23 protein-coding genes and 2 pseudogenes are annotated in these 26,053 nt (G+C 63.9%); 15 read left to right on the top strand and 10 right to left on the bottom strand.

The annotated features are described in order from the left end of the window. The first annotated feature begins 138 nt into the window (after positions 1-138). Together AC0L2V_RS01450 and soxR are read left to right on the top strand one after the other, a co-directional pair. Positions 139-597 carry a tRNA (cytidine(34)-2'-O)-methyltransferase gene (locus AC0L2V_RS01450; protein ID WP_473517652.1) on the top strand — a complete coding sequence of 153 codons (459 nt, stop codon included), beginning with the start codon at positions 139-141 and terminating at the stop codon, positions 595-597. A 170-nt stretch (positions 598-767) separates the two neighbouring features. Then, positions 768-1,214, top strand: coding sequence for a redox-sensitive transcriptional activator SoxR (soxR, locus tag AC0L2V_RS01445; protein ID WP_473508306.1), 447 nt, complete (start codon positions 768-770; stop codon positions 1,212-1,214). Here soxR and AC0L2V_RS01440 read toward each other — a convergent pair. After that, a complete protein-coding gene (locus tag AC0L2V_RS01440; protein WP_006202578.1) occupies positions 1,211-1,468 on the bottom strand; it encodes a hypothetical protein in 258 nt (85 codons plus the stop codon). The two genes, soxR and AC0L2V_RS01440, sit on opposite strands and share 4 nt — an antisense overlap. A 107-nt stretch (positions 1,469-1,575) precedes the next feature. Here AC0L2V_RS01440 and hemF point away from each other — a divergent pair, with 107 nt between their 5' ends. From hemF to AC0L2V_RS01425, 3 genes are all read left to right on the top strand, one after another. Beyond that, positions 1,576-2,490 carry an oxygen-dependent coproporphyrinogen oxidase gene (gene hemF, locus AC0L2V_RS01435; RefSeq protein WP_473519239.1) on the top strand — a complete coding sequence of 305 codons (915 nt, stop codon included), beginning with the start codon at positions 1,576-1,578 and terminating at the stop codon, positions 2,488-2,490. 245 nt (positions 2,491-2,735) lie between these two features. After that, positions 2,736-2,996 carry a DUF1344 domain-containing protein gene (locus tag AC0L2V_RS01430; protein ID WP_473519238.1) on the top strand — a complete coding sequence of 87 codons (261 nt, stop codon included), beginning with the start codon at positions 2,736-2,738 and terminating at the stop codon, positions 2,994-2,996. Between the two features lie 247 nt (positions 2,997-3,243). Then, positions 3,244-3,429, top strand: coding sequence for a DUF1059 domain-containing protein (locus tag AC0L2V_RS01425; protein WP_023799945.1), 186 nt, complete (start codon positions 3,244-3,246; stop codon positions 3,427-3,429). Positions 3,430-3,579: 150 nt separating this feature from the next. On the opposite strand, the gene AC0L2V_RS01420 is transcribed toward AC0L2V_RS01425, so the two are convergent. From AC0L2V_RS01420 to AC0L2V_RS01410, 3 genes are all read right to left on the bottom strand, one after another. Next, positions 3,580-4,848, bottom strand: a complete 1,269-nt coding sequence (locus AC0L2V_RS01420; protein WP_473519236.1) for a CCA tRNA nucleotidyltransferase — start codon at positions 4,846-4,848, stop codon at positions 3,580-3,582. After that, complete coding sequence (locus tag AC0L2V_RS01415) at positions 4,845-5,477, bottom strand: CoA pyrophosphatase (RefSeq protein ID WP_091598462.1); 633 nt, start codon at positions 5,475-5,477, stop codon at positions 4,845-4,847. Before AC0L2V_RS01415 ends, AC0L2V_RS01420 begins: the two co-directional genes overlap by 4 nt. 93 nt (positions 5,478-5,570) lie before the next feature. Further along, complete coding sequence (locus AC0L2V_RS01410; RefSeq protein WP_473519395.1) at positions 5,571-6,200, bottom strand: DUF1285 domain-containing protein; 630 nt, start codon at positions 6,198-6,200, stop codon at positions 5,571-5,573. Between the two features lie 146 nt (positions 6,201-6,346). On the opposite strand from AC0L2V_RS01410, the gene AC0L2V_RS01405 reads away from it, so the two are divergent. From AC0L2V_RS01405 to AC0L2V_RS01390, 4 genes are read left to right on the top strand one after another with little or no spacing between them, the layout of a single operon-like run. Then, positions 6,347-7,351, top strand: a complete 1,005-nt coding sequence (locus AC0L2V_RS01405) for an AAA family ATPase (RefSeq protein ID WP_023799949.1) — start codon at positions 6,347-6,349, stop codon at positions 7,349-7,351. Then, entirely contained in the window at positions 7,351-8,265 is a 915-nt protein-coding gene (locus tag AC0L2V_RS01400; RefSeq protein ID WP_128186586.1) for a DUF58 domain-containing protein, read from the top strand. The genes AC0L2V_RS01405 and AC0L2V_RS01400 overlap by 1 nt, the downstream gene beginning before the upstream one ends. Further along, a complete protein-coding gene (locus AC0L2V_RS01395; RefSeq protein WP_473519235.1) occupies positions 8,262-11,087 on the top strand; it encodes a DUF4159 domain-containing protein in 2,826 nt (941 codons plus the stop codon). Before AC0L2V_RS01400 ends, AC0L2V_RS01395 begins: the two co-directional genes overlap by 4 nt. 3 nt (positions 11,088-11,090) lie before the next feature. Then, the gene (locus AC0L2V_RS01390) at positions 11,091-13,178 is read left to right on the top strand and encodes a hypothetical protein (protein ID WP_473519234.1); all 2,088 of its coding nucleotides are present in this window, start codon (positions 11,091-11,093) and stop codon (positions 13,176-13,178) included. Positions 13,179-13,377: 199 nt separating this feature from the next. On the opposite strand, the pseudogene clpS (AC0L2V_RS01385) reads toward AC0L2V_RS01390, so the two are convergent. The 6 genes and pseudogenes from clpS (AC0L2V_RS01385) to AC0L2V_RS01360 all read right to left on the bottom strand — a co-directional run. Next, positions 13,378-13,494, bottom strand: a pseudogene (clpS, locus tag AC0L2V_RS01385) (ATP-dependent Clp protease adaptor ClpS); the annotation flags it as partial. Between the two features lie 3 nt (positions 13,495-13,497). Next, positions 13,498-14,145: a VOC family protein gene (locus tag AC0L2V_RS01380; protein WP_473519394.1), complete on the bottom strand. Its 648-nt coding sequence runs from the start codon at positions 14,143-14,145 to the stop codon at positions 13,498-13,500. A gap of 192 nt (positions 14,146-14,337) precedes the next feature. Then, positions 14,338-14,643: an ATP-dependent Clp protease adapter ClpS gene (gene clpS / locus AC0L2V_RS01375; protein ID WP_023799954.1), complete on the bottom strand. Its 306-nt coding sequence runs from the start codon at positions 14,641-14,643 to the stop codon at positions 14,338-14,340. A 194-nt stretch (positions 14,644-14,837) separates the two neighbouring features. Continuing rightward, positions 14,838-16,019, bottom strand: a complete 1,182-nt coding sequence (gene choV, locus AC0L2V_RS01370; RefSeq protein WP_473519233.1) for a choline ABC transporter ATP-binding protein — start codon at positions 16,017-16,019, stop codon at positions 14,838-14,840. After that, positions 16,016-16,870 carry a choline ABC transporter permease subunit gene (gene choW / locus AC0L2V_RS01365; RefSeq protein ID WP_473519232.1) on the bottom strand — a complete coding sequence of 285 codons (855 nt, stop codon included), beginning with the start codon at positions 16,868-16,870 and terminating at the stop codon, positions 16,016-16,018. Before choW ends, choV begins: the two co-directional genes overlap by 4 nt. Positions 16,871-17,029: 159 nt before the next feature. After that, positions 17,030-17,977, bottom strand: coding sequence for a choline ABC transporter substrate-binding protein (locus AC0L2V_RS01360; protein ID WP_023799957.1), 948 nt, complete (start codon positions 17,975-17,977; stop codon positions 17,030-17,032). A gap of 235 nt (positions 17,978-18,212) precedes the next feature. Here AC0L2V_RS01360 and AC0L2V_RS01355 point away from each other — a divergent pair. From AC0L2V_RS01355 to AC0L2V_RS01330, 6 genes and pseudogenes are all read left to right on the top strand, one after another. Then, positions 18,213-18,823: pseudogene (locus tag AC0L2V_RS01355) on the top strand (thymidine kinase). Between the two features lie 220 nt (positions 18,824-19,043). After that, on the top strand, positions 19,044-20,132 hold the full coding sequence (locus tag AC0L2V_RS01350) for a hypothetical protein (protein ID WP_023799959.1): 1,089 nt from the start codon (positions 19,044-19,046) through the stop codon (positions 20,130-20,132). 29 nt (positions 20,133-20,161) lie between these two features. Then, positions 20,162-21,307, top strand: a complete 1,146-nt coding sequence (locus AC0L2V_RS01345) for a hypothetical protein (RefSeq protein WP_473508299.1) — start codon at positions 20,162-20,164, stop codon at positions 21,305-21,307. 24 nt (positions 21,308-21,331) lie between these two features. Then, positions 21,332-23,242: an AAA family ATPase gene (locus AC0L2V_RS01340; RefSeq protein WP_473508298.1), complete on the top strand. Its 1,911-nt coding sequence runs from the start codon at positions 21,332-21,334 to the stop codon at positions 23,240-23,242. 234 nt (positions 23,243-23,476) lie between these two features. Continuing rightward, a complete protein-coding gene (locus tag AC0L2V_RS01335; RefSeq protein WP_473508297.1) occupies positions 23,477-24,781 on the top strand; it encodes a DUF6638 family protein in 1,305 nt (434 codons plus the stop codon). A gap of 50 nt (positions 24,782-24,831) precedes the next feature. Continuing rightward, positions 24,832-25,974, top strand: a complete 1,143-nt coding sequence (locus AC0L2V_RS01330) for a DUF2333 family protein (RefSeq protein ID WP_091598492.1) — start codon at positions 24,832-24,834, stop codon at positions 25,972-25,974. Positions 25,975-26,053: the final 79 nt, after the last annotated feature.

The following is a 26,053-nucleotide window of genomic DNA, read 5'->3' as shown; positions in this document are numbered from 1 at the left end:
ATTACCCCTCCATCGGTTCGGGTTGACAATGCCCGGCGTATAACCGACTTCGCAGAAAATGACCACCCGCCGGTCCAGAAATTTCCAAAACCGCGAACCTGTTGTGGCCGATCTGCCACTTATTAGAAGGATGCGGAAATGAACAACCGTCTCCGCATCGCGCTCTACCAGCCGGATATCGCCGGCAACACCGGGACAATCCTGCGCTTCGCGGCTTGCCTCGGTCTCGGCGTCGACATCATCGAACCGGCCGGCTTCCCGCTCTCCGACCGGGCGCTGAAACGGGCCGGCATGGATTATCTCGAAATGGCGGCGCTGACCCGGCATGTCGACTGGCAAGCCTTCGAGCACTGGCGCACAGGCGAAGCGCGGCGGCTGGTGCTGCTGTCGACCAGAGCCGCGACCGCCTACACCGATTTCGCCTTCGCCGATGCCGACATTCTTCTGTTCGGCCGCGAATCCGCAGGCGTGCCTGACCCTGTCCACGAAGCGGCGGATGCGCGACTGATCATCCCGATGCAGCCGGGCGCGCGCAGCATCAACGTCGCGCTTTCCGTCGCGATGGTGGCCGGCGAGGCGATCCGGCAGCTCGGATAGGATTTGCAGATCCTCAGCGGGTGCAGCGATTATGGCGGCTTTCTCGCCGACGACCGCACCGCCACTTGTCATTCTCACCCAGGCGCACATCGCCTTCTCCTGCGGTTTGCATATCAAGGGTTTCTTCGTTACAAGCTCAACTTAACTTGAGGTCAAGCGGAAAAATTCGAATGGTTGCGGTGACGGAATTGACGGTCGGCCAGGTGGCCACGCGCAGCGGGGTGGCAGTGTCGGCGCTGCATTTCTACGAGGCGCGCGGATTGATCCGCAGCCACCGCACATCAGGCAACCAGCGGCGCTACGGCCGCGACGTGCTGCGGCGGGTGGCGATCATCAAGGTGGCACAGGAGGTCGGCATCTCGCTGGCCGAGATCGGCGAGGCATTGGCATCGCTGCCTGAAGGCCGCACGCCGACGCGCGGGGACTGGAATGTGCTTTCAACCGCCTGGCGCGACCAGCTCGATCGCAAGATTGCCCAGTTGAAGAAGCTGCGCGACGGGCTGACCGACTGCATCGGCTGCGGCTGCATGTCGATCGACAAATGCCCGCTGCGCAACAAGGAAGACCGGCTGAGCGCCCAAGGCCCGGGCGCAAGGCGGTTGTTGGTCGCTCGCTAATCCGCCGCCGGCAATCGCCTGATGGTGAATTCGATGACGTCGCCCGGCCGCTCGAACCAGCTTTCGATCTCGGTCCAGTAGGCCTGCTTGGGAAAGCGCTCGAACCACTCCTTCGCCTTGAGCCGCGCATCGGAGCGCGGCAGGACAAAGGTCTCGCGCAAAAACCCGTCGCGCGGCATGCGCTCGCGCTCGGCGCGCGAACGGTCGAGCCTCTTCTTCAGGCCATCCAGCGGCGGTCTTGCCGGAGTGCGCACGAAAGAACTCCATTCACACTTGACCCTTGCACCTAAGAGATTAGGGATCGCGGCCGGAAAAGACGAGTCATTTGTCGGGGTACGCGCCCCACAACCGGAGACAGCATTTGCAACGACCCGAAATAGCGGCGGGGCTGCCGGCCGACGTCGAGCAGAAGAAGATGAAGGCGCGGCTGTGGTTCGAGACGCTGCGCGAGCGCATCTGCGCCGCCTTCGAGCAGATCGAGCAGGACCTGCAGGGGCCGCAGGCCTCATGGTCGCCCGGCCGCTTCGAAAAGACGCCGTGGCAGCGCGACGCCGGCAAGGGCGGCGGCGGCACCATGTCGATGATGCGCGGCCGCGTCTTCGAGAAGGTCGGCGTCCACACCTCGACGGTCTATGGCGAGTTCTCGCCGGAGTTCAGGAAGCAGATGCCGGGCGCCGAGGAAGACCCGCGCTTCTGGGCGAGCGGCATTTCGCTGATCGCCCATCCGTGGAACCCCAACGTGCCGGCGGTGCACATGAACACGCGCATGGTCGTCACCTCGCGCCAGTGGTTCGGCGGGGGCGCCGACTTGACGCCGGTGCTCGACCGTCGCCGCAGCCAGGAGGACCCGGACACGGTCGCCTTCCACCGCGCCATGCAATTTGCCTGCGAGAAGCACGCCGGCGTCGCCGAACACGCGAAATTCAAGGCCTGGTGCGACGAGTATTTCTATCTGCCGCACCGCAACGAACCGCGCGGCACCGGCGGCATCTTCTTCGACTGGCTGCATTCGGACGAGGACAGAGGCGGCTGGAACGCCGATTTCAACTTCGTCCAGGATGTCGGGCGCACGTTTCTCGTCGTCTACGGGCATCTGGTGCGGGCCAATTTCAACAACAACTGGACCGACGGCGACCGCGAAGAACAGCTCATTCGCCGCGGCCGCTATGTCGAATTCAACTTGCTTCACGATCGCGGCACCATCTTCGGGCTGAAGACCGGCGGCAACGTTGCCGCGATCCTGTCCAGCCTGCCGCCAGAGGTGAAATGGCCGTAAAATCTCGGTGAGTTGGACGTGAGTCGCAATCAGGTCCAAATCGCAGGATTCTGGCGGCGAATGTGGCGCGCAGAATATCTTTTTCGTCTAATATCCGTTTGAAAAAGCAAGACTATTTTTCGTTACGGGCCGGGAAACGCCGGCGGTTCTTGCCTCCCTGGAACCGCGACCCGACGCGACCGGACGGCCCATGATTAAGTAGGGCACCTTCCAAAAAGGTGCCTTCATTTCCAGGAGAGCATGCCATGCGCAAGCTTATTATGTCGGTTGCGGCTGCTGCCGTTCTTGCCTCTGGTGGCGCTGCCTTCGCAGCGGTCAAGCACACCACGGGCACGATCAAAACTTACGATGGAACGGCGATGAGCCTTGTTCTGGATAACGGATCTACCTTTAGGCTGCCCAAGGCCTTCAAAAATCCTGGCCTGAAGGCCGGCGAAAAGGTCCGCGTTTCGTGGGACATGAGCGGCAAGCACAAAATCGCCGAGGCAGTCAGGATCGTGAAGTGATGGCCTGCCCGCGGGAGCAAGACGAGGTCTTGCCTCCGGGGTAGCGTCAAGCGGGCGGAGCAGTGATGCTCCGCCTTTTTCGGTCTCTGCAGCAACCAAAACCATCCGATCGTGTTATGCTGGTTCGGCCAGCGCATGACCCGAAAACCGAACCGGTTTCCGACAGGGATCATGCGTCGATCAAAGGTGCTGGAGCTTCCGTGTCAGAGCAGATGCGGCGCTTCGAGGAGGAAAAGGGAGAAATCCGATGAAGGAATTCCACTGCGGCTCGCTGGTTCCGGGTTGTGACTGGCATACGCGCGCCGACGAGGAAGCCGAGATCATGCGTCGTGCCGTCGAGCATATGCGTGAGACGCATGGCGAGACGATCATTCGCGAGACGATGATCGAAGCGATCCGTTCGCGCATCGAAAAGGCTCGCGACGCGGCCTGATTTGCTAAGAGACTGTTTCGAAATTCGCTCTGGCGAGTCATATGGTGGTGGCTTCGAGAACCGGAGCGCAGCGGACATTTGGGTCCGTGAGCACCGGAAGCGCAGAAAACGCCATCAGATGGCCGCCAGAGTAGAGTTTCCAAACGGTCTCTAACTTTCGAGTGCTTCTGCGGCGCGCTCGAGAAGTGCGCCGCGATCCAGCGCAAAGCCGGACTCGATCCACTCGTTTTCGAGGTTCTTCAGGGTTGCGCCGAGTTTTGGCCCGGGCGACGCGCCAAGCCTCGTCAGATCGGCGCCCTTGAGCGGAAAGCCGGGCTTTTTCCATTTTTCGGCAAAGGCCAGCAGCCGCGAGAAGCCGCCAGCTTCGAGCAGCGCGTCGTTGTCCTCGACGGCGCGGGCTCGAGCGGACGCGAGCGACAGCCGCAAGCGATCGACGAGGCCTTGTCGATCGCCGCGATAGAGCCGTTTTGCGAATCCCGCTTCGGTCGTCTTCGGCTCGACGGGCGCTGTCAGCGCCCACTGCCTGAGACGACCGGCGTCGCTGACGGAGAACCTCAACCGCTCGGCAAGCGTCTTCATCCGCGCTGCGTCCGGCGGCACGATCGCTTCCAGCCTGAGCAGCGGGTCCGGCGCCCAGCCGAGATCCTTCTCCGCCCTGGTCAGCGCATGGATCGCATCGATGCCCCATTTCTCGCTCTCCGGCAGAACGCTGGTGAGCACGCCCGCCTGGCGCATCCACAGCAAGGCACGCGATGGATCGGGGGCCGACAGCAGCTTCTTCAGTTCGGACCAGACGCGCTCGACCGAGAGTTGGCCAAGCCCCTCCTTGAGCCGGGCGCAAGCCTTCAGCCCTTCGGCATCCGGCCGGCCGTCGCCATACCAGGCGAAGAAGCGGAAAAAGCGCAGAATGCGCAGATAATCCTCGCGAATGCGCGCCTCCGGATCGCCGATGAAGCGCAGCCGGCGCGCCTCGATATCGGCAATGCCGCCGACCAGGTCGACGATCGTGCCGTCGGCCTCGGCATAGAGCGCGTTGATGGTGAAATCGCGCCGTTCCGCATCGGCTTTCCAGTCGCGTCCGAACGACACTTTTGCCCGCCGACCGTCGGTTTCGATGTCGGCCCGCAGCGTGGTCACCTCGAACGGCTTGCCGCCGGCGACAATCGTGACGGTGCCGTGCTCGATGCCGGTCGGCACGGCCTTGAAGCCTGCCGCCTCGGCGCGGCGGATGGTCTCGTCAGGCACGGTCGTGGTGGCGATATCGATGTCGGCAACCGGCTGGCCGATGAGCGCATTGCGCACCGCACCGCCGGCGACGCGCGCCTCCTCGCCGCTATCCGCGAGCGCCGCAAGCAGGCGCTGCAAATGCCGTTCCCCGAGCCAGTCGGCTTTGCCCGCGAGCGACTCCCGGCCGCTCACGTATAGAGCCTTTCATAGAGCGTGCGGATGATACCCGCGGTGACGCCCCAGATGTGTTGTCCGTCATAGGGCATTTCGTAGAACACCCATTCGAGATCGTTCCACATGCGGCTGTCGCGGCCGTGGTTGGCCGGGTCCATCAGAAAGCGCAGCGGCACTTCGAAGGCGGCGTCGACCTCCTCGGAATTCAGCGTCAGCGAAAAGTCCGGCCGCACTATTCCCAGCACCGGGGCGATCCGGTAGCCGCTGCCGGAGACGTAATCGGGCATGCGGCCGATGATCTCGACCCGATCCTGGCCAAGCCCGATCTCCTCGAATGTCTCGCGCAATGCCGCCGCCTCCGGGCTCGGGTCGGTAGGATCGATCGTGCCTCCGGGAAAGGCCACCTGCCCCGAATGGTTGCGCAGCTTTTCCGCCCGCTTGGTCAGCAGAAGCGTTGCGTCGCGCCCGTGATCGACCACCGGGATCAGCACTGCGGCATCGCGCAGCGCCTTTGCGAGCTTCAAACGCGGATGTCCCGGGTTGAAGCGATGGTCGCCATAGTCGTCGGCGGCATGCGCCAGCGGCTGCGCCGCGACGCGGGCGCGAAAATCCTCGGCCGAAAACGGCGCCGGCGTCACTTGGTCCATAGTGTCACCTGGTCCATCGCGTCACCTGGTCCATCATGCCCCGGTTCATTTGGCCCTGGTCCATTTGGCCCCGGTCCATTTGGCGTCGCCCTCTCATGCGCTCAGCCGCTGCAGCTTTTCCGCCGGCATGATCGGATAGACCGCACCCTTCGAGCGGACCGCAAACATCCTTCGGCCGCCGACCTCGATGTCCTCGCCATGCTCGACCAATTCATACATGACCGGCCGCGCCAGCAGCGCCTCAAGCCGCCCGCGCACCAGCACATAGGGTTTCAGGCCGCCGGTTGCCTCCTCGTCGACAAAGCGCAGCGGATGCTCCGGCCCGGCCTCGACCACATCGCCGACATTGGTACGAAAGGTGATGACCTGGCCATCGCCGGTGCCGCAAACATCCATCTCGACGGCGATGAACGGCGCATCGACGACGCGGATGCCGACCCTTTCCACCGGCGTCACCAGGTAGGTCCTGCCGTCTTCGTCCTTGCGCAGCACGGAGGAAAACAGCTGCACCAGCGGCATGCGGCCGATCGGCGTGCCCTGGTAGAACCAGGTGCCGTCCTGTCTGATCTCCATGTCGAGATCGCCGCAAAAGGCCGGATTCCAACGATCCACCGGCGCCGGCCCTTTGCCCGCGCGGGCGGCACGCGAGATCAGCGCCTCCAGTCCGAGCGCCGCGGTCGCGGTCGTCAAACTTCCTTCACGATCTTCGGCGCGTTCTGTCATGGTCACGAAATAGTCACTGTTGTTCCGCTTGTCAGCCTAAGTCAGTGATTTAAGTTCAAAGACGGGCGCCACGCGAGGCCGAATCGCGGCACTCTGTGGCGTCGAAGCTGCAAGCCGGTATTTCCAACGAGAAGGATCGATGCTGCATGAGCGTGATGATCAAGGAAAGCCCGATCAGCGAAGAGGACATGATCGCCCTGGCCGAGACGGCGCTGGCCGACATTTCCAGGGTTCGCGAGGGCGTCGGCCGCGTCATCTTCGGCCAGGAAAGCGTCGTCGAACGCACGCTGGTGGCGCTGCTCGCAGGCGGCCATGCGCTGCTGGTCGGCGTGCCCGGCCTCGCCAAGACCAAGCTGGTCGAGACGCTGGGCATCGTGCTCGGCCTCGATTCCCGCCGCATCCAGTTCACGCCCGACCTGATGCCGTCCGATATTCTCGGCTCCGAGGTGATGGAGCAGGACGAATTCGGCAAGCGCTCGTTCCGCTTCATCTCCGGGCCGATCTTCGCGCAACTGCTGATGGCCGACGAGATCAACCGCGCCTCGCCGCGCACCCAGTCGGCGCTGCTGCAGGCGATGCAGGAATACCACGTCACCATTGCCGGTGTCCGCCACGACCTGCCGGCGCCCTTCCACGTGCTGGCGACGCAGAACCCGCTGGAGCAGGAGGGTACCTATCCGCTGCCCGAGGCGCAGCTTGACCGTTTCCTGATGCAAGTCGACATCCTCTATCCGGAAATCGAGGCGGAGCGCCGCATCCTCCTGGAAACCACCGGCATTGAGGACGCCAAGGCGCAGAACGTGTTGCAGCCGGCGCGGCTGAAGGAGATCCAGACCCTCATTCGCCGCATGCCGGTGCCGGAAAGCGTCGTCGAGGCGATCCTCCAACTGGTGCGCTCGGCGCGCCCCGGCCAGGGCAATGCCGAGACCGACAAGCACGTCGCCTGGGGCCCAGGCCCGCGCGCCAGCCAGTCGCTGACACTGTGCGCCCGCGCCCGCGCCCTTTATGACGGACGGCTGGCGCCGTCGATCGACGATATCAGAGCGCTGGCCGAGCCGGTGCTGCAGCACCGCATGGCGCTGACCTTTGCCGCCCGTGCCGAGGGCACAACCGTGCGCGACGTGGTGGCGAAACTGGCAAAAGGCATCTGATGGCGCGTATAGGCGAGGCCCAGGCTCCGGCGGCGACGCGTGACGCGCTCGCCCGCGGCCGGTTGCGGGCATCGCTGGTGCCGGACCTGCTGGTCGAGGCACGTCGCATCGTCAACACGGTGATCGCCGGCTGGCACGGCCGCCGCAAGCGCGGCATCGGCGAGAATTTCTGGCAGTTCCGGCCCTATGTCGAGGGCGACTCCTCGCGTATCGACTGGCGCCGCTCGGCCCGCGACGACCACATCTATGTGCGAGACCGCGAATGGGAGGCCGCCCATACGGTGTGGCTGTGGGCAGATCCCTCGCCTTCCATGCTCTACAAATCGACCGGCGCCACCGTCTCGAAGGAGTCCCGCGCGCTGGTGCTGGCGCTGGCCATGGCCGAGCTTCTGTCGCGCAGCGGCGAGCGCATCGCCTGGCCCGGGCTGACCGATCCGTTCACCGCCCGCAACGGCGCCGAGCGGATCACAGCACAACTCACCCATGCCGGCGAATTGCCGGCAAAACCCGACCTGTCCGCTATCCGCCGCTTCTGCGACATCGTCATCGTCAGCGACTTCCTCGATCCGGTCGAGGACACCATCGCCTGGCTTGACGTGCTCGCCCGCCACGGCGTGCGTGCCCATCTGATCGAGGTCGCCGACCCGGCCGAGGAGAGATTCCCCTATGCCGGCCGCACCGAATTCACCGATCCCGAGACCGGCGACAAGCTGACCGCGGGCCGCGCCGAAACACTGGGCGACGACTACCGACTGCTTTACATCGCCCGCCGCCAGGAACTGACCGACTGGTGCAAGCGCCTCGGCTGGAGCTTTACCGTCAACCACACCGACCGCCTCGCCTCCGATGCGCTGGTGCGTGTCCACATGGCGATGACCGTCGATGGCAGCTCAGCCGGGAGGATCCGCGCATGAGCTGGCTGCCGCTCTCCTTCGGGGCGCCGATGGTGCTGTGGGGCCTTCTGGCCCTGCCGGTGATCTGGTGGCTTTTGCGTTTCACCCCGCCCAAGCCGCAGACCGAGGTCTTCCCGCCGCTGAAGATCCTGGCCCGCGTGCTGAAGCGCGAGGAGACACCGCAACAGAGCCCGTGGTGGCTGACGCTGCTCAGGCTGCTGATGGCGGCCCTTATCGTTGCGGCGCTGGCCGAACCTGTCTTCAACCCGCGTGAAAGACTGCCGGCCGAGGGCACCGCTCTTGCGCTGGTCATCGACAATGACTGGGCAAGTGCCGCCGACTGGGGCCAGCGCGTCGCCACTGCCGAACGGCTGATCACCGATGCCAGCTCCAACGACGTGCCTGTCATCATCGCCTTCACCGCCGAAAAACCGAATGCCGAGATCGGCCCGTTCGACGCCGCCACCGCGCTCAACCGGCTGCGCGCGGCAAAGCCGCGGCCGATCCCGACCGACCGCCCGGCCGTCTATGCCCGCGTCGCGAGAACCCTGGAGAGCTTGCCGGGCGCCAGCGTCGCCGTGCTCGCCGACGGTCTGGCGGCGGAAGGCGACGAGGCCGCCTTCAACACGCTTCTGTCGAAGAACGCCGCCCGTGTCGTCTGGGCCGCCTCCGACCGGCCTGGCCTGATCGGCCTGACTGGCGCCGACAACCAGGTGGACGGCTTCGAGCTGACCGCCATCCGCGCGCCGGGCGATCCGGCGCCGGCTCAGGTGACCGCCGGCGCCTTCGACGACAAGGGCCGCCGCATCGCCGACGCCACGCTGACCTTCTCGCCGGGCGAATCCACCGCCACCGGCACGATGGCGGTGCCCTTCGAGCTGCGCAACGACTTCGCCTCGATCGCGCTCGACAGTCAGCGGCAGGCCGGTGCCGTCCGCGTGCTCGACGAGAGTTCCAAGCGCCGCCGCGTCGGACTGCTGTCGCAGGCCGAAGCCGACCAGGCGCAGCCGCTTCTGTCGCCGCTGTACTACATCCGCCGCGCGCTGCAGCCCTTCGCCGACCTCGCCGAGCCGTCGAGCGCCGACCTTGCCGACGCCATCCCGCAGCTCCTCGACCAGAAGCCGGCGATGATCGTCATGGCCGATGTCGGCACCATTCCGCAGCCGGTGCGGCAAAGGCTGGTCGACTGGGTCGACAATGGCGGCACGCTGGTGCGATTCGCCGGCTCGCGGCTGGTCGCTGCCGGCAATGACGACGACCTGCTGCCGGTCAGGCTGCGCACCGGCGAGCGCTCGCTCGGCGGCGCGCTGTCGTGGACGACGCCGCAGCCGGTCACCGATTTTCCGAAGATCGGCCCCTTCGCCGATCTCGCTCCGCCGGCCGAGGTCACCGTCACCAGGCAGGTGCTGGCCGAGCCGACGCCCGATATCGTCGAGCGCAGCTGGGCCACGCTTGCCGACGGCACGCCGCTGGTGACCGGTATGAAGAAGGGCAAAGGCACGCTCGTCCTGTTCCATGTCACGCCGGAGGCGACCTGGTCGAACCTGCCGATCTCCGGCAGCTTCGTCGAGATGCTGCGCCGCATCGTGCAACTGTCGCGCAACAAGGGTGCGGCGGTCGCCAATGCCGAAGCCGCCGCCGCCTCGCTGGCGCCCTACCGCATGATATCAGCCGATGGCACGCTGGTGCCGCCGACGCCGGATGCACGGCCGCTGGTGCCGGGTGCCGGCCCGCTGCCGGTGACGTTCGAGAATCCGCCCGGCCTGTATGGCTCCGACACCGGCGTCATCGCTCACAATCTGCTCAATGCCGAAAGCCGCTTGGCGCCGCTGGTCCGTCCTCAGATCACCGTGCCGGTCACCACCGTCCAGTACGCTTTCGACGAATCGCACAATTTGAAGGGCCCACTGGTGGCGGCAGCTCTCCTGCTGATGGTCCTTGATACGCTGGCGGTGTTCTGGATGGGCGGCCTGTTATCGCGCCGGCCGCGCCGCGCCGGCACGGCCGCCGCAACCACCGCCGCCCTGCTGATTACGCTCGGCGCCTTGGTCGGCCACACCGACATCGCCCGCGCCGACGATGCCAAACCCGGTGATGAGCGGGCGATCGAGGACATTTCGAAAACCCGGATCGGCTATGTGCAGACCGGCGACCGGAGCGTCGATTCGATCAGCCAGGCCGGGCTGGAGGGCCTGACCCGCTTCCTGATCGAGAAGACCGCGCTCGAGCCGGGGGCGCCGGCCAGCGTCGATATCTCGAAGGACCAGCTTGCCTTCTATCCGCTGATCTACTGGCCGATCGATCCTGCCGCGCCGATGCCGAGCCAGGCCGCGATCGCCCGCATCGACGCCTATATGCAGCAGGGCGGCACGGTGCTGTTCGACACGCGCGACCAGTTCGCCACCGGCATCGGCGCGGAGCAGGCCAGCCCGGCGACGGAGCGGCTGCGCGACATCCTCGGCAACCTCAACGTGCCAGCGCTGGAGCCGGTGCCGTCGGACCATGTGCTGACCAAATCCTTTTACATCCTGCCTGAGTTTCCCGGACGCTTCGCCGGTGGCCCGCTCTGGGTCGCGGCGTCGCTCGAAGCCAGCAACACCGAGAACCGCCCGGTACGCACCGGCGACGGCGTCTCGCCGATCATGATCACCGCCAATGATTTCGCCGGCGCCTGGGCGGTCGACGAGAATGGCGACCCGCTTTTGCCGACCGTGCCGTCGGATCCGATGCAGCGCATTTATGCGCTGCGCGCCGGCGTCAACATCATGATGTACATGTTGACCGGCAACTACAAATCCGATCAGGTGCATGTGCCGGTGCTGCTCGAACGGCTGGGGCAGTAAGCCATGAACTTGTCGCTCGCCTTCGAACCGCTCATCTCCTGGCCGCTGCTCGGCCTGGTGCTGGCGCCGCTGTTGCTGCTGGCATTGGTCGGCCTGTGGTTCCGCCAGCGCGGCGCGGTCTTCCGTTTTGCCGCCCTGCTGGCGCTGACTGCGGCCCTGCTCAACCCGGTGTTGCTCGACGAAGAGCGCGAGGCGCTGAAAAGCGTCGTCGCCGTCGTCGTCGACCGCAGCCAGAGCCAGGACATTGGCGAGCGCACCAGGCAGACCGACCAGGCGCTGGCCGGGCTTCAGCAGCGCCTCGGCCGCTTCAAGCAGTTCGACATCCGCGTCGTCGAGGCCGGCAAGTCGGAAGCCGCCGAGGAGCGCACCGAAACGCGGCTTTTCGGGGCGCTTGAGAGCGCTTTCCGCGACGTGCCGCCTTCGCGCATCGGCGGCGCCATCATGATTACCGACGGCGAGGTGCATGACGCCCCGGGCGGCACGCCCGACTTCAACGCGCCGCTGCACGCGCTGATCACCGGCAACGACCAGGAAAAGGATCGCCGCATCCGCTTCGAGAATGCGCCGCGCTTCGGTCTGGTCGGCAAGCCGCTCGAAATGACCTATCGCGTCATCGGCACCAACAACGAGGCCGGCTCGGTCGATGTGCGCGTCTCGGTCAATGGCGAGCAGGTTTCGGTCGAGCGCGCCACCATCGGCCAGGCCATGCCGCTGCAGGTGACCATTCCCGGCGCCGGCCGCAACATCGTCGAGCTCGCCATCGATCCCGAGCCCGACGAACTCACCGACACCAACAACCGCGCCATCGCGCTGATCGACGGCATCCGCGAGAACTTGCGCGTGCTGCTGGTCTCCGGCGAACCGCATGCCGGCGAACGCACCTGGCGCAACCTTCTGAAATCCGACGCCTCGGTCGATCTTGTCCACTTCACCATTCTGCGGCCGCCGGAAAAGCAGGACGGCACGCCGATCAACGAATTGTCGCTGATCGCCTTCCCGACGCGCGAACTGTTCGTCGAGAAGATCAAGGATTTCGACCTGATCATCTTCGACCGCTACCAGCACCGCGACGTGCTGCCGGTCCTCTATTACGACTACATCGCCGAATATGTTGAAAAGGGCGGCGCGCTGCTGATCGCGGCAGGACCCGAATATGCCGGCGAAAGTTCCATCGCCCGCACGCCTTTGATGTCGGCGCTGCCGGCGATGCCGACCGGCGAAGTCGTCGAAAAGGCCTTTTATCCGCGCCTTACCGAGCTCGGCCAGCGCCATCCGGTGACGCGCGGGCTTGACGGCTCCGCCACCGAACCGCCGCACTGGAGCCGCTGGTTCCGCACCATCGGCGTCGAGAACCCTGGGGGCGAGGCGGTGATGAAGGGCGCCGACAACCGACCGCTGCTGCTGCTCGACCGCAAGGGTGAAGGCCGCGTCGGCATGTTTTTGTCCGACCAGGGCTGGTTGTGGGCGCGCGGCTTCGAGGGCGGCGGCCCGCATGTCCAGCTCTATCGCCGCATCGCCCACTGGCTGATGAAGGAGCCCGAACTCGAGGAGGAGCGGCTGACTGCCGACGGCCGCGGCATGATGCTGGAAATCCGCCGCCAGACGATGAGCGACGATCCCGGCCCGGCGCAAATCATCACCCCGTCCGGCAAGGCGATGACCGTCAAGCTCGAGAGAGCTGAACCCGGCGTTTTCCTCGGCAGCATCGAGACGAGCGAGATCGGCCTCTATCAGGTCGGCAATGGCGACCTGAAAGCACTTGCCCATGTCGGCCCGGTCAACGCACCGGAATTCACCGACGTCGTCTCCACCGAGAACCGGCTGAGAGCGCCGGCCGAGGCCACCGGCGGCAGCGTGCGCCGGCTGGCGCAATCGTCGACCCTTGGCAATCTCGCCGGCGGCGTGACGCTGCCGTCGGTCGTCCCGGTCCGCTCCACGGGCGCGGCGGCCGGCAACGACTGGATCGGCCTGCGCACCACCGACGACAGCGTGCTGAAGGCCGTCTCGCGCGTGCCACTGTTCGGCGGGTTCCTCGGCCTCGGCCTGCTGCTTCTGGCATTGGGCTCGATGTGGTACCGAGAGGGGCGTTAGCGACGCGCCTTTCCTTCTCCCCTTGTGGGAGAAGGTGGCCGAGCGAAGCTCGGTCGGATGAGGGGTGCTCCAGCTTGACGCAAACTCTCGTATACATCGGCAAAATCACCAATGCCTCATTCCGTCCAACACCCCTCAACCGTCTTGGCGCTGCGCGCCAATCCACCTTCTCCCACAGGGGGAGAAGGGAAAGCGGGCGCTACTCCTCCGGTTCCGTCGTGAACATCAGCGGATAGCCCTTGGCCTTGCCGGCATCGGTCGCCCGAGTCGCCTTGGCCTCGGCGACGTCCCTTGTGAAGACGTCGACGACGCAGACGGCTCAGTCGCCCGGGCCAGCAAACAAAATGAGATTTCCGTCTGGATCCATAACAATGAAGTTTCTGGCACCCCAGGGTTCTTTCCTGAGGACTTGGTGAAAGGGCACCCCTGCGGTCTGAAAATTCAGAAAGAGCTGTTTAATCTCGTCTGCAGTATCAACTGTGATCCCGGCGGAGAGCAGGTGTTCACGTTGCCGTATATCGCCAACGAACACAGGTTCGCAAACCAACCTCAGCGCGAGTTGCGCATTGTCACGCGTCACCTGTCCGTAAAATGCCGGGTCGCCGTAAACAAAGTCGACTCCGAAGCCGAGCTTGGTGGTGAAGAATTCGAACGACGCTTTGATGTCGGTGACGAACAACTGCGCTGAGGTCGAACGCAGAACGGGTGCAGGCACGGTCTGTTTTTTCTGAACTGTCATGGCTGGGGCTCCTGTCTTGAGCGCCTGCCATCCCTCGAACCCCAATTGACGCGCGATCAGTTCCTGCGCGTCGCTGAGCTTGAAATTTGCTTCCAGTACCTGATTGTCATCGAGATGCTGGAAGCGTGGCAACGCAGCCCTGATCTCGGCTGCGACCGGATAGTACCGTTCGCGGTGCCACCGCAAATATTGCTTGGCCTGCTTTTTGAGGTTTTCGAGATTCGGCATCGGCGCAACTGTGGTCACAGTATAGGCGGGCATAGCCCTTTCGACGTTACACCGATGCGCCCTACGCAGCGCTGCGAACCGTGCCTGGGCGATGAGCAGTTGTCAATTGCCGCATCCCCTCGTGCCCCCTCAACCGTCTTGGCGCTGCGCGCCAATCCCCTTCTCCCGCAAGGGGAGAAGGGGAAGCCGGCGCTACTCCTCCGGTTCCGTCGTGAACATCAGCGGGTAGCCCTTGGCCTTGCCGGCATCGGTCGCCCGTGTCGCCTTGGTCTCGGCGACGTCCCTGGTGAAGACGGCGACGACGCAGACGCCGCGCTGGTGCGCGGTGATCATCACCCGCCGAGCCTGGTCCTCGCTCAGCTTGAACTCGCCCTTGAGCACCGTCACCACGAACTCGCGCGGCGTGAAATCGTCATTGAGGAGGATGACCTTGTAGAGCTTCGGCCGTTCGATCTTCGGCTTCGTCTTGGTGCGGGGTTTGGTGACGATCTCAGGCATCGGAACCGGCAACTGCGCGCAAGAATTTGGCTTTTATTCTGACATGGACGAAAGCAATCGTCCATTTTGAACCGCCCGCAAACCGCCTTCCTGGCGGGGCGCCGCCGTTCACAAGTCCGTGCCTTATGTGGGACCGCCGCTAAGCCGCGCAGAGACCGCGAAGAAACGATACGGGCCGTTTCGTTTAGAAATAGCTACCGCCGCAATACCGCGCTCAGCACGTCCCTGATGCCGATGGCGCCGACGAAGCGCGACTGGTCGTCGAACAGCGCCACCGGTGCGGTCTGCGAGCGGTGCATGGCCAGCATCACCGTCTTCAGCGAGGTGCCGGGATTGGCCCAGAATACCTGCGTCGTCTCCTCCGGCTGCGCCTCGACATCGGCGCACGACACCCAGAACGCCGGCTTGCCGTCGCGCTCGGCCGCTGCCACCAGCCCGTGCTCGTCGATCTTGAAACGCGTCGTCTTGCGGCGGTCGAGCCACACCCAGCCGTCCTCGCCGTGGTCGAGGTCGCGGCGGTCGCGCATCACGTTCCAGGCGGTCAACACCGAGAGCGGGTTCACATTGGCGATGAAGTCGCGGACATAGTCGTTGGCGGGACGCAGCACGATGTCTTCCGGCGCCCCGGTCTGCACGATGCGCCCGCCTTCCATGATGGTGATGTGGCTGCCGATCTTCAGCGCCTCCTCGAGGTCGTGGCTGACGAAGATGATGGTCTTCTTCAGCTCGGCCTGAAGCTGCAGCAATTCGTCCTGCAGCTTGGTCCGGATCAGCGGGTCGAGCGCCGAGAACGGCTCGTCCATCAGCAGGATCGGCGCTTCGGTGGCAAACGCGCGCGCCAGCCCGACGCGCTGCTGCATGCCGCCGGAAAGCTCGTGGGCGTATTTCGACGCCCACTGGTCGAGCCCGACGAGCTTCAACTGGCGCTCGACGCGCGCCTTGCGCTCGGCTTCGGGCACGCCGGAAAGCTCGAGGCCGAAGCCGACATTTTCCGCGACGGTGCGCCAGGGCAGAAGGCCGAACTGCTGAAACACCATGGCGACCCGCGTCTGTCTGATGTGGCGCAGCGTGGCGGCATCGCAGGCAGCGACATCGACCATGCGGTCGTCGTCCTTGACCATGACGTTGCCGCGCGCCGGCACGTTGAGCAGGTTGACGGCGCGCAGCAGCGTCGATTTGCCGGAGCCGGAGAGGCCCATCAGGACGGAAATCTCGCCCTCGTTGACGGTCAAATTGGCACCGGCGCAGCCGAGCACGGCGCCGGTCTTCTCCAGGATTTCCTGACGCGTCGCGCCCCTGTCGACGAGCGCCAGCGCTTCCTTGCGCGCCGCGCCGAAGACGATGTCGACATTCTTGAAATCGACCGCAGCGCTCATTTGGCGGCTCCCGTGCCGATGCGGCTGATGCGGTCGAGGATGATGGCGAGCACGACGATGGCGAGGCCGGCTTCGAGGCCGAGCGGGATGTTGACCGAGTTCAGCGCGCGCACCACCGGCTTGCCAAGGCCGTTGGCGCCGATGAGCGCAGCGATCACCACCATGGAGAGGCAGAGCATGATGCACTGCGTCAGCCCCGCCATGATGGTCGGCAGCGCCGCCGGCAGCTCGACTTTCCACAGCAGCTGGCGTTTTGTCGCGCCGAAGGCTTCGCCGGCCTCGATCATCGGTTTCGGCACCGAGGTGATGCCGAGATGCGTCAGGCGGATCGGCGCGGGAGCGGCGAAGATGACGGTGACGATGAGGCCGGGAGCGATGCCGAGGCCGAACAGAATGAGCACCGGGATCAGGTAGACGAAGGTCGGCATGGTCTGCATCAGGTCCAGGACCGGCTGGAGATAGCGGTAGCCGCGCTCGTTATGCGCCGCCCAGATGCCGATCGGCACGCCGATGGCCATCGAGGCCGCAGCGGCGCCCACGACCAACACCAGCGTCTCGACGGTTTCCTGCCAGAGATCCTGATTGACGATGAAGAGCAGGCCGAGCGCGACAGCAAGCGCCAGCTTCCATGATTTCTGCAGGTACCAGGCAAGCCCGGCTATGGCGGCGACCACGAGGACCGGGGGGACGAGCAGCAAAAGATCGACGAGCCCGTCGAGAACGACGGTGAGCCCGTCGGCGATACTGTCGAAAAACCACTCGAAATTGGTGGTCAGAAAGTCGAAGAAGGTCTTGCCCCACCGCCCGATCGGGATCTTGAAGCTCGAAATCAGTTGCGAAACCGGATCCATGGCAAATGTCCCCTCATTCTTCTTCACCTCCCCTGACGGGGTGGGCCGAACCGCGCAGCCGAGCCGGGTGGGATGGTCACGGTTATGCTCCGTTCCGAACCATCCCAACCGCGGCGCGTGCCGCGCCGAACCTCCCCACACGGGGGAGGTGTAAGTTTGCTACGAACCCAGTGCGGTTTTCACCGCGGCCGCGGCGTCGCCGCCGTCGAAGGTCGTCACGCCGGCGAGCCATGGCGTCATCGCGTCCGGATTGGCCTTGAGCCATTCGGTGGCCGCGGCTTTTGGGTCGGCGCCGTCATTGAGGATCGCACCCATGATTTCGTTTTCCATCTTGAGCGAGAACACCATGTTCTTGAGCAGCGCGCCGACGTTCGGGCATTCGGTGGTGTAGCCGGCCCGGACATTGGTGGCGACGGTCGCGCCGCCGAAATTCGGGCCGAACACCTCGTCGCCACCCGACAGATAGGCCATCTTGATGTTGGCGTTCATCGGATGCGGCTCCCAGCCGAGGAAGACCACGTCTTCGCCCGATGCGGCCGCTTTCTGCACCGCCGACAGCATGCCGGCCTCGGAGCTTTCGACAAGCTCGAAATCCTTCAGGCCGAACTTGTCGGCGGCGATCATGTCGAGGATCAGGCGGTTGCCGTCATTGCCGGCTTCGATGCCGTAAATCTTGCCGTCGAGCTTGTCCTTGAATTTGGCGATATCGGCGAAATCCTTGAGACCGGCATCATAGGTGTGCTGTGGAACGGCGAGCGTATATTTCGCGCCTTCCAGGTTGGTCACGACCGTCTCGACCGACTTGTCTTCGAGATAGGGTTTTATGTCGGCTTCCATGGTCGGCATCCAATTGCCAAGGAAGACGTCGACGTCCTTGTTCTTCAGCGAGGTGTAGGTGACCGGAACCGACAGCACCTGCACGTCGGGCTCGTAGCCGAGCGCTTCGAGGATGACGCTGGCGGTAGCGGTGGTGGCGGTTATGTCGGTCCAGCCGACATCGGCAAAACGCACCGGCTTGCAGCTTTCCGGCTCGGCGGCGAGTGCACCGCTCGCCGAAAGAAATGCCGCCAGACCGAAGCCGGCGGCGAGTAGTTTCATACGCGACATCTGTATTCTCCCATTGTGATCTGTCGGCGAAGCGAAATTGCGGTTTTGTCTCCGCCTTGTTTCGTCAGCCAAACACCATTCTGGTGCGGTTTCAAGCGATAAGACAATCGCGATCAACGGCGCGGGCTGGCCGACCAGCGACAGGTTCGCCGCTTTTCCGGTGGCCAGGCGCTTTTCGGTGGAACGTCGGGACGCCCCCTCCCCGCGTTGGGACAACTCGGCTTAAAAGGACGGCATGGCCAAGCTGTACTTCCACTATGCGACGATGAATGCCGGCAAGACGACGATGCTGCTGCAGGCCTCCTACAATTACCGCGAGCGCGGCATGACGACGATGCTGTTCGTCGCCGGCCACTACCGCAAGGGCGACACCGGGCTGATCTCGTCGCGCATCGGCCTGGAGACGGAGGCTGAGATGTTCCGCGACGGGGACGACCTGTTCGCCAGGGTCGCCGAGCATCACGACCACACGACCGTGCATTGCGTCTTCGTCGACGAGGCGCAGTTCCTCGAAGAGGAGCAGGCGTGGCAGCTTGCCCGCATCGCCGACCGGCTGGACATCCCGGTGATGTGCTACGGCCGCGCACGGATTTCCAGGGCAAGCTGTTTTCCGGCTCGCGCGCGCTCCTGGCGATAGCAGACGATCTGCGCGAGGTGCGCACCATCTGCCGCTGCGGCCGCAAGGCGACGATGGTCGTGCGCCTCGGCGCGGACGGCAAGGTGGCGAGACAGGGCGAACAGGTGGCGATCGGCAAGGATGTTTATGTCTCGCTCTGCCGCCGCCATTGGGAAGAAGAAATGGGCCGCGCCGCGCCCGACGATTTCATCGGTTTCACCAAGGCCTGAGCAGCGCCGTCGGCGAAGCTGCCGATCTCCCCGCAAGCGGGTCGCAACTGCGAGGTCGGGGGCGGCTTCGGCTTTTCGCCAATCACCAGCGGTGGAAGGCAGGCCGATGGGGTCGGGTTTGTTTGAGGTATCGCGGCATCTTCCGCCTTTCCTTCCCCCCTTGCCATACATATATTCGCGGCGTTCGCGACACGAACAATTGCCGAAGCGGGAGGCTCCTATGGCGACATTGCAGAATTTCGATGCCGAAATTGCCAAGACCAATCAGGTCGTGCAGGACATGCGCACCAAGATCGAGCAGTCCGGCGCCGTGCTCGACACGCTTGCCAGGACCGACAGGAAGATCGGCGACGCCAATTTCGACCTCGAGAACGCCCGCATCGAGGATGTGCTGAAGCAGCAGAAGGTGATGGAAGGCAACATCGCCGACCTGATCATCGGGCTGGAGGACGCCACAAACGTCTTCGGCGCCGAATTCGAGAGCATGAAGAACTACACCGGCTGGGAAAGCTTCGTCGGCATATTTTCCGACCAGAGCAAGCAGCGCATGCGCACCGACCGCGTCCGCAACATGTCGCTGGCCGGCAATCTGCAGGAGCTTCTGGCGAAATCCGACACCATCGTCGGCATCCTCAAGGCGCAGAAGCAGATCCTCGACCAGCGTTACAAGACCTCCGAGGCCAGCCTGTCGCAGGTGATCGAGCGTCGCAAGGCGACCATGTCGAATCTCGAGACCGTGCAGAAGCGCATCGAGGAGCTCAATCCGATGCTGCTCGACATCGAGAACAAGATCGCCGCCTCGACCAGCCAGAAGGAGCGCACCGAGCTTGAGGGCGAGCGTTCGAAACTGGCCACCGAGTACAACGAGAAGCAGGCCAAGGAGCAGGAACTGCTGGCCGAAAGCCAGACGCTGGAGCGCTACACCTCGATGTTCCAGACCTTCGTCGATTCGCTCAACAACCAGATCGCGGCGCAGTCGACGCTGATCAACAAGCTGACCATCGATACCGAGCAGCGCATCGTGCTCTACAAGGCGCTGGAAGATTCTCTGAAGACCGCCGCCCAGCAGGACGTCGCCCACAAGATCAACACGCTGGGCAGCCAGGTCGACAACACCGCCGAGGAAACCATGGCCGGCATCGGCGCGGCCTCGCAGAAGCACATTGGCGATCTCCTCGAAATGCACGAGAAGAACATGGTGGCGACCGCCGACATCCAGCGCCGCAAGAAGCTGGCCGACGATGCCTTTGCCCGCCGCTTCGACGACGTGCTGAAAAAGCACAATGCGGCAAACTACGTGCAATCGTAATTGCTGCACCCGCTCCAAGGGCTGGCTGCATGACCCCCGAAAACGAAGCGGCAACGCGTTATTTCTCGGCGATCACCGCGGCACTCAGCGGCCTCGAAGTGTTCATGCGCGACGATCGCTCGCCGCTCTACCGGCACGGCATCGTCGCCAAGATCGTCGCCGAATACATTGCGCGGCTCGACAACTCGTTTTCCTGCTGGCGCAACCGGCTGGGCTTCATGGAGACATTCCGCATCTCGCGCGCCGAAAGCGGCTTTCCGGTCTTCCAGAACGTGCTCGAACTGGAAAACGACCGCCGCCAGGCCGATACGCGGCTCGCCAACATACCGCTGGCCGACGAGTTGCGCGAGGAAATGGCCGACTTCATCCTGCGCCACAAGGAATTCCCCGAGGCGCTGCAGAAGTCGATGGCCGAGCGGCTTTATCTGGAAGGCGTCAGGAGCGAGACGACCTTCGGGCCGTTCACCTTGGCGCAGACGGCAAAAGTCTCGGTCAATCCGAAGACCATGCGGCCTTACTACCTCGTCCATTGGGCAGCCTTCGACGGCAGCGCGAACCTGCCGCTGGTCTACATGGTGACGGTCGAGGATTCCTCCGAAGAGATGATCGGGCAGCTTGTCGACCGCAATGGCAAGCTCAACGAAAAGGTCGACATTCCGCTTCCGGTTGAAGGACTGCTCAATCCCGAGCTTGCCCACCGCTTCGACGACTTCACCGAGAAGAACTCCGCCTATACGCTGTCGCCGGCTACGATCGCGGTCAACCTCGACAAGGATTTCGAGCAACTCCACCCCAAGCAGCTGCGCCGCGTCGTGCTCGGGCCTTTCTATTCGGCCGGGATCACCGACAACAATTCGACGGTGACCGACATTCTGGACAAGGTGCGCAAGCCGGAAAACGCCTGGCTGCTGACCTGGACCATCCAGGAGGTTTATTCGAAATCCGAAAAGCCAGGTCGCAAGGGGTTGTTTTCGAGCGAGAAGGCGACGCAGGAATTCTTCATCGACACCGACGATCTGGAGGCGGCGCGACAAGGCGTGTCGAGCTACGAGAAGCACGCGCTGATCCCGCATGAGGCCTATCAGGCGCTCTACGCCGCCGGCGAGGCGCAGAAGATCTTTTCCGGCTACAAGGTCCACATCCTGTCCAAAGGACAGGTCATCAGTGACGTCTGACAGTCAAACCGCGGAGCATCCTTCATGGACACCGGCCTGACCACGATTTCGGAAGCGGCAATCGAAAAGCACCGCGCCACCGCGCAGAGCTTCATCACCCGCATCGTCGTGCTGGAGGACCCGTCGCGGGAATCCGGTACCGCACTGGCCGGCACCAACCGCCGCTTCGTCTCGACCGTCTCGGTCGGCTCGGTGCGCCGCACGCGCGAGGTCGAGCTTTCCAAGACCGTCGCCGCCGTCCATCCCGACGACCAGCTGCTGAGCATTGCACAGCACATGCTGCTTTATCGCACCCGGCGCGGGCTGGCGATCGCACTGGCCATATCAGATGTCTTCGCCGAAGGCTCAGATCTCGAGAGCCTGAAGGCGAAAAACGCCCGCGCGCCGCTCGAAGGCGACGAGGCCGCCGCCTTCAAGAAGCTGCTGTCGGCCTCGGCCTATATTTCGGCCTTCAGCCTCGCCTCCTATCTGTTCCAGCTGATCGACAGCGACGGCGAGGCGCCGAACGACACGCCCGAGCCGGACTTTTTGTTCGACACGCCGCAGGACGCGGTGAAATCGATCGTGGCCGGCCTCGACAGCGCGATAGCAGGCGCGAAGGACGACGCCGAGCTGATGACCCGGGCGCGCGCCTTCGCCCGTGTCGTCATCGACGGACTTTTGGCGCGAAAGGGCCGCTTCGACGGCATCGGTCCGTTTGAGAATGCGCATATCCGCATCGACGTCGACGACTTCACCCTCGACGGCTTCGACGTCGCGCCGGGCAAGCGGTCGAAGCCGCTGGTGATGACCTTCAAGAAGCCGGAAGAGGTCGTCGGCAACCACATCGCCAAATACCAGTCGGTCAAGCTCGCCAAGATGCTGATGGCATACGATTTCGAGCGCGAGTTGAACCCGTTCGTCGAGCTCGGCGGCTTCCTGTTCACCTTCATCGGCGACGGCGCGCCCGGCACCGGCAAGACGACGCTGATCCAGATGATCGCCGGTCTCGTCAACGGCTACTGCCAGGTCGCCGGCTATCCCTTCGCCTACGAGAATTTCGGCGTCGACCAGATCTCCTCCTACCAGGGCAAGTCGGGCCAGAACTGCCGCCAGTTCATCAACAATGTGCTGAACCCGCGCGTCATCGGCTTCGGCACCATCGACGATATCGACCAGGTGGCGGCCCGCCGCTCCGACGATCGCGCCTCGGCCGGCCAGCAGGAAATCACCGGCGTCCTGATGGACGCATTCGGGGGTGCGGCCACGGTGGTGCGCGGCAACTGCTCCTTCGGCATGTTCTCCAACTATCCCGAAAACGTCGACGACGCGCTGCGCCAGCGCGCCGGCGCTCGCTGGCTGGTCGATGGACCACAAACGCGCGACGACTATATCGACATCTTCGTGCTGCTCGCGGGGAAAAACCACAAGATCCCGCTCGGCGACCACAAGCTCTATGCCGCCCAAGAAATCCAGCGCGCGGTGATGGAGGCCTATGAAGAGCACGAGAAGCCCAGGGAAGACGGGCTGATGAAGGTCTATGAGCGCTACATGAAGGAGAACGGCGCGCCGAAGTCGATGGCCGACATCGGCACCTATCTGCACATGATCAAGGAGGCCGAGCCGCGCTTCACCGGCCGCGCCATCAAGAACGTCACCGATGCGATCAAGATGCGCGCCATGGACATCGAGTTGCCGGACGAATGGTTCGAGAATCCTGAAGTCTTCATGCACAAGAGCTACGACGACAAGAAGGCGATGATCGAGGAACTGCGCGGCCCGTTCTCGATGGACATGGTCATGCAGGAGGTCAACCGCTACGCCGACTCGGAGTTCCGCTATTCCGACAAGTCAGACGACGCCGCAGTGACCAAGATGATCCGTGACACCCGCCTACGCGACCGCGCAATGCGCGAGATCGAGGAGCTGAAGAAGAAGGGCCTGTGGAATGCGTGAGACGCGCCGACGCTCCCTTCTCCCCTTGTGGGGTCCGAAGGACGGGGCGAGACCGGTGGCTCGCCCCCGGGCGGTGTCGCCGAAGGCGACCGAAGAGGGGCATTCGTCAAGCTGGAACACCCCTCATCCGACCGAGCTTCGCTCGGCCACCTTCTCCCACAAGGGGAGAAGGGACATCCGCGCCCCTCATCCGCCCTTCGGACACCTTCTCCCCGTGAACGGGGAGAAGGGAGAATGAGCCCCGCCAGGAAGTCCGACCTTTTGCGCGAGAACGAGCTGATCTATGGCCGGCTGCTGACCATCGACGAGCCGCATCTGATCCAGCGCTACAACAAGGCTTTGGTCGCCTTCGGCCTGAAGCCGACGAAGCTGAAGAGCTTCGAGATCGACCGCACCGGCTTCTCGCCGCAGGTGGCCGAGGAATGCGGCGACTACAGCTATCTCGATCCCAACGAGATCAACCGCCGCTTCATCATCCTGACGCCGTCGCAGGTCGACCTGCCGGTGGTCCACACCGCCTTTTCCAACACCTCGCAGCTGATGTTCGAGTTCATGTCGACGAACCAGCGCGCCATCGACGCGCTGACCATCAAGGATGTCATCTACGGCGAGATCGAGGATTCGGTCCCCAAGGTTGACGACATCGAGGACCTGCTGTCGATCAACCAAGTCGAGTTCAAGGTGCTGTCGGCGGAGGACGTGCTCGGCAAAGCCGCCGAACTCGGCAAGCTCGTCGACCGGTTGAAGCAGGAGCCGGACGCCTGGCGCGACAGCGCCATGCTCACCCGCATGGTGGAGCTTGCCAAGATCTGCGGCGACATCCGCGAGAACGCGCTGGTGCCGGATCAGGTGATCTTTCGCCACAGCGCCTATTGGACCAGCCATTTCGGCGGGCTCTATGTGTTCATCGACCCCGACATGACGACGGTGATCAGCGACCCGGCAGCACCCGGCTTCCGCCGCTCGCGGCCGTGGCAGGTGAGCTACCTCTCGATCAATGATGCCGACAGGGTGTTCAGGTTCCTTGCCGCGACCGGCCGCATCGAACTGCCGCGGGCCTCGTGGATCGAAACATCAGGCTATCTCGAGCACCGCGCCGAAATGGTGGTGCGGGCGCTGATCCGCGACGCCGAGCCCGACCGCAACCTGACCGACGTCGACAAGGTCTGGCTGCAGACCTGGATCCACAGCCATGCCGACCTGATCACCAGGGACGGAAATTTTCCCTTTCTCAACGCCGCCAAGCGCGAGATCGCTCACCTCGGCTATCTCAAGATCGAGGACGTGTTCCCGCAGCAGCGTTTCCTGACGATCCGGGCCAAGCCCGGACATCCCGACGCCTGGCTGACCAACCAGTTGATTTCGGATTTCGTGCCGCAGGACTTCGTCTCGCGCTACGTCTTCAACAAACCGGGTTTTTACAGGGACTATGACGGCTTCAGCGACGCTTGGCGATCGCATGTTGTGGACGTTCTGAAAACCACATATCTGAAAGACAAGGTGGCGTTTCGCACGCGCCTCTACGGCCTTACCGATTGAATGCCTAACCTTATCGAATACTTGGCTGACTGACGAGGGGTGACATCGCCATGCTTGATCCGATCGTGAATTTTTTCACACGGATATTCCAGTGGATCGGCCGCGGCATCGGCTTCGCCGTCGGCGTGATCCTGTGGCCGTTCATGTGGGCCGGGCGCTGGTATACGCAGCGCGGCTGGATCCTGAAGGCGGTGCTCGGCCTCGCTCTGCTCATGCTGATCGGCCTCTACGGCTATTTCATCTGGAACACGCAGGTCTGGAGCAATTTCAATCCCGCCTATGCGGAAGCATATAGGTTCACGCAGCCGGCCGGAACCACGCCGGCACAGCCCGCTCCTTCTGCCACCGGGGAAACCGCTGGCGTCGAGGGAGAGGTCAAGACCTGCACCCACTCGGCCATTGTCCAGGTTACGGCCGATCTCATCGATTTCAACGTCAACGAGAATGCCTGGATCTCGTCGATGATACTCTACAAGCTCGGGCTCTTCGGCATGGACTGGGACCGCACGCCGTTTCTCGACAACAAGGCCTCCTTCCAGCGCGGCGTCAATCAGGCCATCCGGCGCACCACGGTCGAGCTTGTCGACACGCTGGGCCGCGTCCGCGGCACCAGCCAGATCGACCAGAACCTGCAGGATGCGCGCGGCGCGATCACCTTCGACGAGGAAACCTGGTATTTCGGCCTCAGGCCGTTTGGTCCGAAAACCCCGACGCCGAGTTTTTATCGCACGGCGGCGAACAGCCTTCGCGCCTTCAACGACCGGCTCATGAAATGCGAGGTTGTCTTCAACGCGCGCGCCGACAATCTGTTGCAGTTCGTCGACCGGATCGCGAGTGACATAGGCTCGACGTCGGACCTGATCCGCGACCGTTCGCAGAACTTCAACAGCGGCTGGTTCGACACGCGCGCTGACGACCGCTTCTGGTTCGCCTACGGCCAGCTCTACGGCTATTACGGCATCCTGACGGCGGCGCATCACGATTTTCAGCAGATCCTCGACAATCGCGGCCTCACGCCGCTGTGGAACAGCGTGGAAGGCCAGCTCAAGGCAGCGCTCGCCATCCAGCCTCTGATAATCTCCAACGGCCGCGAGGATGGCTGGATCATGCCCACCCACCTCACCACGATGGGATTCTATGTGCTTAGGGTGCGATCGAATCTCGTCGAGGTCAGGTCCGTTCTGGATCGGTGAAGGGGCCGAATAGTGAAAGACGCCCTGGCTTGAATCACCGCTGCCCGAGATCGGCGACGTTCTGGCGCGGCTGTTCGGC

This window comes from Mesorhizobium sp. WSM4814 (genome assembly GCF_055811595.1).
The sequence above is the reverse complement of the archived record's forward strand: the minus strand, read 5'-3'. Positions and strand labels throughout refer to the sequence as shown.